This window comes from Acrocarpospora catenulata (assembly GCF_018476525.1).
Lineage (GTDB): Bacteria > Actinomycetota > Actinomycetes > Streptosporangiales > Streptosporangiaceae > Acrocarpospora > Acrocarpospora catenulata.
Genome location: NZ_JAHCST010000046.1, coordinates 67409 through 76929 on the forward strand (window position 1 = coordinate 67409; position 9521 = coordinate 76929).

Consider the following 9521-nt stretch of genomic DNA (forward strand, 5'->3'; position numbering starts at 1 on the left):
GCCGCGGCGAGGGCCTGTAGCAGGCCGGCTCCCTCGCCGCGGAGCGAGCCATGCGCGTCGGCCACTTGCCATGTGACCCCGACGAGGAGCCCTTTTCCATGTATCCGCGGCAACAGCCCAGCCCCATGCCCTTCCATCGCTACACCCCCTTCGAGCCGATCCGGCTGACCGACCGCACCTGGCCCGACAAGGTCATCGACCGCGCCCCCCGCTGGTGCGCGGTGGACCTGCGGGACGGCAACCAGGCCCTGATCGACCCGATGGACGCGCACCGCAAGCTCAAGATGTTCGAGCTGCTGGTCAGCATGGGCTACAAGGAGATCGAGGTCGGCTTCCCGGCCGCCTCGCAGACCGACTTCGACTTCATCCGGCAGATCATCGAGGAGGACCGGATCCCCGATGACGTGGTGGTCCAGGTCCTCACCCAGGCCCGCCCCGAGCTGATCGAGCGCACCTTCGAGTCGCTGCGCGGGGCCAAGCAGGCCATCGTGCACCTGTACAACTCCACCTCCACCCTCCAGCGCCGGGTCGTCTTCGGCCAGGACAAGGAGGGCATCACCGCCATCGCGGTGGAGGGCGCCAAGCTCTGCAAGAAGCTCGCCGAGAACATGGGCGAGACCGAGATCTACTTCCAGTACTCCCCGGAGTCCTTCACCGGCACCGAGCTGGAGTACGCGGTGGAGATCTGCAACGCCGTCAACGACGTCTGGCAGCCCACCCCCGACCGCAAGGTCATCCTCAACCTCCCGGCCACCGTCGAGATGGCCACCCCCAACGTGTACGCCGACCAGATCGAGTGGATGAACCGGCACCTGGCCTACCGGGACTCGGTCGTGCTCTCCCTGCACCCGCACAACGACCGGGGCACCGCCGTGGCCGCCGCCGAGCTGGGCTACCAGGCCGGGGCGGACCGGATCGAGGGCTGCCTGTTCGGCAACGGCGAGCGCACCGGCAACGTATGCCTGGTCACCCTGGGCATGAACCTGTTCTCCCAGGGCATCGACCCCGAGGTCGACATCTCCGACATCGATGAGATCCGCCGGGTGGTCGAGTACTGCAACCAGCTGCCGGTGCACCCGCGCCACCCGTGGGGCGGCGAACTCGTCTACACCGCCTTCTCCGGCTCCCACCAGGACGCCATCAAGAAGGGCCTGGAGCACCTGGAGCGGGACGCGACCGCCGCCGGGGTGCCGGTGGACCAGTACACGTGGGCGGTGCCGTACCTGCCGATCGACCCGAAGGACATCGGGCGCACCTACGAGGCGGTCATCCGGGTCAACAGCCAGTCCGGCAAGGGCGGCGTGGCCTACATCATGAAGGCCGACCACCAGCTCGACCTGCCGCGCCGTCTCCAGATCGAGTTCTCCCGGGTGATCCAGGCGCACACCGACACCGAGGGCGGCGAGATCACCCCGGCCGCGATGTGGTCGATCTTCACCGACGAGTACCTGCCCAACCCGCGGCAGCCGTGGGGACGGCTGGGCCTGCTCGCCCACCGCAACACCTCCTCGGCCGACGGCCAGGACGCGATCAGCGCCGACGTCCGCGTGGACGGCCAGATCCGCGAGATCAAGGGCAGCGGCAACGGCCCCATCTCGGCCTTCTGCGACGCGCTCACCAGCGTCGGCGTGCACGTCCGGGTGCTCGACTACACCGAGCACGCGATGAGCGCCGGCACCGACGCCAAGGCCGCCTCCTACGTGGAGGTCGAGATCGACGGCAAGGCGCTCTGGGGGGTCGGCATCGACGCCAACACCACCACCGCCTCGCTCAAGGCGATCATCTCGGCGGTGAATCGGGCCACGCGGTAACCGAGAGGAACCGGATCGGCAGTTCGACCAGGCGCTGGGGTCCGTGCGGCCCCGCGCCGTCGAACTGGAGGCAGTCGCCGGGGGAGAGGGTGTAGCCGGCCATTCCATGTCCGTACACCATGATCCCCTCCAGCATGTACAGGAACTCGGTGCCCGGGTGCTGGAAGAGCGGGAAGACCTCGCTGGACTCGGTGAGCGTGACCAGCACCGGTTCCAGGCGGCGGCCGGCTCCACGCAGGGCGCCGAGCAGTTGGTAGTGGTGGCCGATCCGGCTGCCGCGCCGGACGATCTCGGCGCCGTGCCCGGCCGGGGTGTAGACCGCCTCGCTCTCCACGTCCACGCCGCGGAACAGCGCGGTCACCGGGATGTCCAGGCCCTCGGCCAGGCGGGCCAGCGTGGTCAGGCTGCACGAGGTCTGCGCGTTCTCGATCTTGGAGAGCATGGCCTTGGAGAGCCCGGCCCGCTGCGCCAGCAGGCTCACCGAGAGCCCGGCGGCCCGGCGGTACTCCTTGGTGCGCTGGGCGATGGTCTCCTCCAGCGTCACCGCATCTCACCCGCCCCTGCGTACGGGTGCGGGCTGGTCAGCGGGCGGCCCTCGGCGAAGCGGGTGAGGCGGAAGTCGGGCAGGTCGGCGCCGGTGATCATTTCGGCGGCGATGCGGCCGACGGCGGGGGAGATCTTGAAGCCGTGGCCGCTGAAGCCCGCCGCGACGAACAGGCCCGCCGGGCCCGCCGGGCCGATGATCGGGTTGAAGTCGGGGGTGACGTCGTAGCAGCCCGCGTAGGAGGTGGCGAAGGAGACGTCGGGCAGGCCGGGGAAGCGGGTGGTGAACCTGGTGGCCGCGCGTTCCAGGTCGGGGTCGGTGGCGCGGTTGAGGTAGCGGTCCGGGTCGGCGGGTTCGGGGGTGGACAGGTCGCTGTTGCCGATCAGGAGGCGGCCGTCCGGCTCGGTCCGTACGTACTGGAGGCTGACCAGGTCGGAGAAGACCGGGACCTCGCCGACGGGTTTGCCCGGGTCGGCGATCACGATGGGCTCGCGGACGGCGTGGACCGGCAGGTCCACCCCGGCAGGGGCGACCAGGGCGGTGGACCAGGCGCCCGCGGCGACCACCACGGTGCCCGCGCTCACCCGCCTGCCGTCGGCCAGCCGTACGCCGGTGACGCGGTCCCCGTCGGTGACCAGGGCCGCCACCGGGGTGTGCTGGAGGATGCGGGCCCCGCTCCTTCTGGCGCTCTCGGCGAAGTGCTGGCAGGTGCGGTAGGCGTCGCCGTGGCCGCCGCGCGGCTCGTAGGCGAACGCGGCGAAGTCCTTGGTCTCCAGGCCCGGCCACATGGCCAGGACCTCGTCGTGGCCGATGATCGACACCTCGATGCCGAGCTTCCGCTGTGCCGTGACGTTGCCCTCCAGCGCGGCGACGTTCTCCGGGCCGACGCCGACGACGTATCCGGTACGGCGGAAGCCCAGCCCCGGGGTGTTCTCGAAGAAACGCACGCCCTCCCAGGCCATCGCGGCCAGGATCGGGACCCCGTAGTGGCAGCGCACGATGCCGCTGGACTTGCCGGTGCCGCCGGAGCCCACGGTCCGGCGCTCCAGCACCAGCACGTCGCGCACCCCACGTCTGGTGAGCGCGGCGGCGATCGACATGCCCTCCAGGCCGCCGCCGACGATGACCACCTCGTGGGCGCTCATCGGCCGGGGATCCACTCGGTCCCGGCCAGCGGCACCCTCGCCATGGCGGCGGCCTCCACGGTCAGCGCCACCAGATCCTCCGGCTCCAGGTGGTGCACGTCGGCCTTGCCGCAGGCGCGGGCCAGCATGGTGGTCTCCATGGTGAGGGCGCGCAGGTAGTTGGCCACCCGCTGGGCGCCGCGCACCGGGTCCAGGCGGGCGGCCAGGCCAGGGGACTGGGTGGCGATGCCGACCGGGCAGCCGCCGGTGTGGCAGGCCGTGCAGTCGCCGGGGGTGGTGCCCAGGTCGTCGTAGGAGGCGGGGCCGAAGTCGTGCACGGTGTCGTTGCAGCCGAGGGCGACCAGGGCGGCCACGCCGATGGAGACCGCGTCGGCGCCGAGGGCGAGCGCCTTGGCCACGTCGGCGCCGCTGCGGATGCCGCCGGAGACGATCAGCTTGACCTCGGGGAAGTCGGCCAGGGCGTCGGCGGCCTGGCGTACCGCGGCCAGGGTGGGGATGCCGGTGTGCTCGATGAACACGTCCTGGGTGGCGCCGGTGCCGCCCTGCATGCCGTCCACCACGACCACGTCGGCGCCGGCCACGGCGGCCAGCCGCACGTCGTGGTAGACCCGGGTGGCGCCGATCTTGACGAACACCGGGACCCGCCAGCCGGTGGCCTCGCGGAGTTCCTCGATCTTGATGAGCAGGTCGTCGGGGCCGGTCCAGTCGGGGTGGCGGCAGGCCGAGCGCTGGTCGATCCCCTCGGGGAGGGTACGCATCGCGGCCACCCTGGGGCCCAGCTTCTGGCCCATCAGCATGCCGCCGCCGCCCGGTTTGGCGCCCTGGCCGAGCACGATCTCGATCGCGTCCGCGGCGCGCAGGTCGTCGGGGTTGAAGCCGTAGCGGGACGGCAGGCACTGGTAGACCAGGGTTTTGGAGCTCATGCGTTCCTCGGGGGTCATGCCGCCGTCCCCCGTGGTGGTGGAGGTGCCGACCTCGCTGGCGGCGCGGCCGAGGGCCTCCTTGGCCTGGGCGGAGAGGGCGCCGAAGGACATGCCGGCGATGGTGATCGGGATCTCCAGGACCACGGGGTCGCGGGCGTTTTTGGCGCCCAGGACGGTTCTTGTCGCGCAGTGCTCCCGGTAGCCCTCCAGGGGGTAGCGGGAGGCGCTCGCGGTGAGGAACGTCAGGTCGTCGAAGGTCGGTATCTTCCGCCGGGCGCCCCCGCCCCGGATCGGGTACCGGCCGAGTCGTGCCCGCTCCCGTATGTCGTCATAGCTCATGGACTGCCCCAGTGGTAGAGCTGCTTGGCGGAGGCCACCCGTTTGACGTTCTCCGGGTCGATGTGGTCGAAGCCGTGGCGTTTGGCGAGGTCGGCGATGAGTTCCACGTCTTCGGCGGTGAGGTCCTCTATCCGGGCGTCCGCGCCCAGGTCCTTGATTTTTCCGGCGACGTAGATGACGGCCTCGTAGAGGGAGTCGCCGAGGCCGCGGCCGGCGTCGCCGCCGATCAGGATGGTGCCCGCCTGGGCCATGAAGCCGCAGTGGTCGCCGACGTCACCGCCGACGAGGACGGTGGCGCCCTTGAGTGAGATGCCCGCGCGCAGCGAGGCGTCGCCGCGTACCACGATCGTGCCGCCGTGGGCGCTGGCGGCCAGGCTCTGGGAGGCGTCGCCGTCCACCTGGACCAGGCCGGACATCAGGTTCTCCCCGGCGCCCCAGCCGGCGGTGCCGCGGACCAGTACGGTGGCGTTCTTGCCGAGGCCTCCGGCGTAGTATCCGGCGGTGCCGTCGATCTCCACGGTGATCGGCTCGGTCAGGCCGACGGCCAGGTTGTGTTTTCCGGCCGGGTTGACCAGGCGGGCGGTGGTTCCCGCGGGCAGGGCGCGGAGGGCGGCGTTGGTGGTGCGCACGTCGGTGGTGCTCAGGTCAATGTCCACAGGTAGACCTCCTCCGGCTCGGGTTCGTACACACGGGCGGATTCGATGCCGGGGAGTACGGCGAGGGCGCGGTACTCCGAGGCCATGGCCACCCAGCCGGGGGTTTCGGCGATGATCGCGGGTTTGCAGGCGATGATGTCGCGGACCACGGCGAACGCCTGCGGGGTCTGGATGGCCAGGGTGTAGAAACCATCGAAACGCTCGCAGAGCAGGCGGATCGCCTTCTCCAGGTCGTCGCCTTGGGCCATCCGGTACGCCAGGAACCTGGCGGCCACCTCGGAGTCGTTGTCGCTGTCGAACTCCACGCCCTGGGCGGTCAGTTCGCGGCGGATCGTGTGATGGTTGGCGAAGGAGCCGTTGTGGACGAGGGAGAGGGCGTCGCCGACGACGAACGGGTGACAATGGGCTGCGGTGATCGCCGATTCGGTGGCCATGCGGGTGTGCGCGATCGCCTGCGTGCCCGAAATTTCGTGCAATCGCCACTCGGTGGCCAGGGTTGTGGGGTGGCCAACCCCCTTAAGCACCCGTTTTTCTGGATAAATCATGATTCCGGCGGAGTCAGGGCCGCGGTCGGCGACCTGGCCCAGCATCGCCGTGATCAGCTCTCCGAGCTTGGGCCGGAGTGCGGCGTCCCGTACCTGGATGGCCGTGATGCCGCACATCAGAAGGCCGTCAGGTAGGTGTCGATCTCCCACGGCGTCACCGTGTTGTGCCACGCGAAGAACTCCTCGCGCTTACGACCCGCGTAGTAGGCCGCCACCTCCGCGCCCAGCGCCCCGCTCACCACCGGGTCACGCTCGAACGCCTCCATCGCGTGCAGCAACGTCACCGGCAACTCCGCCGCCGAATCGGGGAACTTCCCTGGCCCGCTCGGATCCCCGGGATCCAGATCCCGCTCGATCCCGTCCATCCCTGCCGCCAGCACGGCCGCGATCGCCAGGTATGGATTGGCCGAGCCGTCGCCGCCGCGCAGTTCCACCCGGTTGCCCTCCGGCACCCGGAGCAGGTGGGTACGGTCGTTGCCCCCGTAGCTCGCCCGCTTCGGCGACCAGGTCGCCCCCGAGTTGGTGGTCGCCGCTCCGCGTCGTTTGTAGGAGTTGACCGTGGGGGCGATCACTCCGTGCAGGCCGGCCGCGTGCTCCAGCACCCCGCCCACGAAGGCGTACGCCAGCTTGGACAGCCCCAGCCCACGCGGGTCGTCCTCGCCCGGGAAGAGCGGCGTCTCCTCATCCCAGAGGGACAGATGCAGGTGCAGCCCGCTGCCCGTGCGCTCGGTGAACGGTTTGGGCATGAACGTGGCGATCATGTCCCGGCGTTCGGCCAGCATGTGCAGCACGTACCGGAGAGTGATCACCCGGTCGGCGGTGGTCAGCGCGTCGGCGAACCGGAAGTTCTGCTCGAACTGCCCGTTGGCGTCCTCGTGATCGTTGGCGTAGTTGCCCCAGCCGAGGGTGTTCATCGCCGTCGACACGGTGGTGAGGTGGTCGTACATGCGGGTGACCCCGCGGGCGTCGTAACAGGGCTGAGCGGCCCCGTCCCGCGCGTCCGCCACCACCAGCTTGCCCGTCTCATCCCTCTGAAGCAGGAAATATTCGACTTCGGCCCCCACGTACGGCGTGTACGGCACCTTCTCCAGCAACCGCCGCAGGATCACCCGAGGCGCATACGGCCACGGCTCCCCATTCACATGCGGATCGCAGTGAACCAGCGCCAGCCCTTCCCTCAGGAACGGCAACGGTGTGTACGACCCCACATCCGGAATAGCCATGATGTCCGGGTCATAAGGCTCCTGCCCCAATGCCCCCGCCGCGTACCCCGCGAACCCGACCCCCTCCGCCTCCAGCTCCGCCACGGCCTCGACGGGCACGAGCTTGGCGCACGGCTTCCCCGTCAGATCCACAAAGGTCGCAAGCAGAAACCGCACATTGTCGGCACTCGCCAACTCACCAAGTGAGCTCGCCATCCTGGGCTCCGTTCACTGCTGGTCACCCGCGTTGAACGGAAGTGAACAACCGCCCTGTTGCCACCAGATGCCTGCCCAGTTTCGACCCTGTTTCCGCCGAGCTCCGCGTACTCCGGGGTTACGGCCCCCGGTATCGGTTCAGCCGCTCCCGAACCCGGACACGAGCCACCGGTCCTTCACGTACTGGACCCAGAAGGTGTGGGCGAAGTTACCGTCAGGCAATGACGGGTTGTCCACCTCGCACAGGTGCATGGTGACCCCCATCGACTGGCATCTCTCCCCCTTCGGGCAGTCGGTGGTGTCTGATGCCTCGCCGATGGTGATGTCATTCGCCCAGATCCAGCTCTGGAACGGATAGTTCGGATGGCTGAACTCGGTCTCGAAGTCTGTGTCCGGCACCATGACGGCTCTTGCGGTCTCCTTGTCCTTGCCGACCATCGCCTCGATATAGGCGAGCACGACTTCCTCCGGCTTGGCCGAGGCGGGAGGCACCGGCACCTCCCGCCGGACGCCCAGCCCGCACCAGCAGCCGGCCAGCGCCGGGATCAGGGCGAGCAACACCAACGCGCGGCGTGAGATCACCCGAACGCCTTGATCAGGTCCTGGTGGGAGAAGGTGACCTGGGCCGTACGGGAGGTGGCTTCTTCAAGGAACTGGTTGAAAGTCGCATCGGAGAAGTCCGTGCCCGTTGTCATGTCCTTGACGGGGTTGGAACCGGGGGGATTGCCGCGATGCCGGGCGTACCAGGGGTCGATGGTGTAGCACTCGGCTCCCCAGGTGTTGACCTGGTTGGCGGTTCCTGCGCGGTTGACCACGACGAAGGCGTGGCCGCCCTGCGTGCCGTCGTACTTGAAGAGTTCGACGACCGATCCCTCGTCGAGCAGGTTGTGGTTCCGCGCCAGGAAGCCGAGGACCGCGCAGGCGAACATGGTGCAGACGCCGCTCGGGAAGTTGCCGAGCGACTCGGCGCCACGCTTCAGGTAGTCGGACTTCAGGCGGGCCCGGAGCTGCTCGAAGATGGTGGCGGTTAGATCGTTCCACTCCTGGTCCTCGTTCATCAGCCCGCAGTGCTTCGCGGAGGCGGCGAAGCTGCGCTTTTCAAGGCTTTTGAGGTTGTCGAACCGCTGGCTGTCCGGGATGAATTCGGGCACCTTCGGATCGTTCCCGGGCGGGGAGCTGAATTGCGAGGTCGGCCTGTCGGCGATCGAGGGGAACGGGTTCCAGACTCTGGCGGTCGCGAGCGCGGTGTTCTTCAGGGCTTCGTTGATGCCGGTCATCGCGGTGAGCTTGGACATCCACGTCTCCTCGCTGTCAGGGGGATCCACATGATCTCATTCCGCGGGTGGCCGGGGGAGCCGATCACAGATTGGGACGCAAAGTTAGGTAAGGCAAACCTAAGTTTGCTATTCTGGCGCGGCACAGAAAGGGGCTGAACATGGCCAGCCAGAACCTGTCGAAGACCGCGATCAAGCCCGACAACGCCGAGCTCATCACCCTCCAGGTCCTGCGCAGGGAACGCCTCTCCCCGCACTTCGCCCGGGTCACCCTCGGCGGGGAAGAACTACGCCGTTTCACGCCCATGGGCTTCGACCAGTGGTTCCGCCTCTTCATCCCGGTCGGCGACGGCGCCACGCTGGCCCGCGTGCCCGCCAGGCTCACCACCATGTCGTACCTGAAATTCCTGACCGTCTCCAAGGCGACCAGACCTGTTCTGCGCAACTACTCCGTCCGTGCCTACCGCCCCCACGGCCCCGAACTCGACATCGACTTCGTACTGCACGGCTCCCCATCAGACGGCACCGCCGGCCCCGCGGCCACCTGGGCCCAATCCTGCGCCCCCGGCGACCTCGTGGCCCTACTCGACGAGGGCATCGGCTTCAACCCCGACCCTTCCCTCACCCACGTCCGCCTGATCGCCGACGAAACCGGCCTACCCGCCATGGCCGGCATCCTCGCCTCCCTGCCCCCCGACACCCGCGGCCACGCCCTCATCGAACTCCCCGACCAGGCCGACCGCCAGGACCTCACCGCCCCACCCGGCGTCCAGATCGACTGGCTGATCCGCCCCTCCGGCACCACCCCCGGAACCCTGGCCCTCCACACCGCCCTCGAACTCCCCACCCCACCCACCCCCTTCTTC

Annotated in this window: 10 protein-coding genes; 2 read left to right on the forward strand and 8 right to left on the reverse strand. The window is 69.1% G+C overall.

Annotation, left to right across the window (positions count from 1 at the left end; genetic code table 11):
- Positions 1–98: 98 nt before the first annotated feature.
- A complete protein-coding gene (leuA, locus tag KIP79_RS33370; protein WP_214108948.1) occupies positions 99–1811 on the forward strand; it encodes a 2-isopropylmalate synthase in 1713 nt (570 codons plus the stop codon).
- Here the strand turns inward: leuA and KIP79_RS33375 are convergent.
- The 8 genes from KIP79_RS33375 to KIP79_RS33410 form a co-directional block, all read right to left on the reverse strand.
- On the reverse strand, positions 1780–2355 hold the full coding sequence (locus tag KIP79_RS33375; protein WP_214108949.1) for a helix-turn-helix domain-containing protein: 576 nt from the start codon (positions 2353–2355) through the stop codon (positions 1780–1782). The two genes, leuA and KIP79_RS33375, sit on opposite strands and share 32 nt — an antisense overlap.
- Positions 2352–3500, reverse strand: a complete 1149-nt coding sequence (locus tag KIP79_RS33380) for an NAD(P)/FAD-dependent oxidoreductase (protein ID WP_214108950.1) — start codon at positions 3498–3500, stop codon at positions 2352–2354. The genes KIP79_RS33375 and KIP79_RS33380 overlap by 4 nt, the downstream gene beginning before the upstream one ends.
- Positions 3497–4762, reverse strand: coding sequence for an FMN-binding glutamate synthase family protein (locus KIP79_RS33385; RefSeq protein WP_214108951.1), 1266 nt, complete (start codon positions 4760–4762; stop codon positions 3497–3499). Before KIP79_RS33385 ends, KIP79_RS33380 begins: the two co-directional genes overlap by 4 nt.
- Complete coding sequence (locus KIP79_RS33390) at positions 4759–5418, reverse strand: GltB/FmdC/FwdC-like GXGXG domain-containing protein (protein WP_214108952.1); 660 nt, start codon at positions 5416–5418, stop codon at positions 4759–4761. The genes KIP79_RS33385 and KIP79_RS33390 overlap by 4 nt, the downstream gene beginning before the upstream one ends.
- Complete coding sequence (locus tag KIP79_RS33395) at positions 5403–6080, reverse strand: class II glutamine amidotransferase domain-containing protein (protein WP_214108953.1); 678 nt, start codon at positions 6078–6080, stop codon at positions 5403–5405. Before KIP79_RS33395 ends, KIP79_RS33390 begins: the two co-directional genes overlap by 16 nt.
- Positions 6080–7381, reverse strand: coding sequence for a type III glutamate--ammonia ligase (glnT, locus tag KIP79_RS33400; RefSeq protein WP_214108954.1), 1302 nt, complete (start codon positions 7379–7381; stop codon positions 6080–6082). The genes KIP79_RS33395 and glnT overlap by 1 nt, the downstream gene beginning before the upstream one ends.
- A 138-nt stretch (positions 7382–7519) precedes the next feature.
- Complete coding sequence (locus tag KIP79_RS33405) at positions 7520–7963, reverse strand: hypothetical protein (protein ID WP_214108955.1); 444 nt, start codon at positions 7961–7963, stop codon at positions 7520–7522.
- A complete protein-coding gene (locus tag KIP79_RS33410) occupies positions 7960–8676 on the reverse strand; it encodes a hypothetical protein (protein ID WP_214108956.1) in 717 nt (238 codons plus the stop codon). Before KIP79_RS33410 ends, KIP79_RS33405 begins: the two co-directional genes overlap by 4 nt.
- A gap of 140 nt (positions 8677–8816) precedes the next feature.
- On the opposite strand from KIP79_RS33410, the gene KIP79_RS33415 reads away from it, so the two are divergent.
- Positions 8817–9521 (forward strand): siderophore-interacting protein (locus tag KIP79_RS33415; RefSeq protein ID WP_214108957.1); only part of this gene is annotated, 705 nt, incomplete at its 3' end.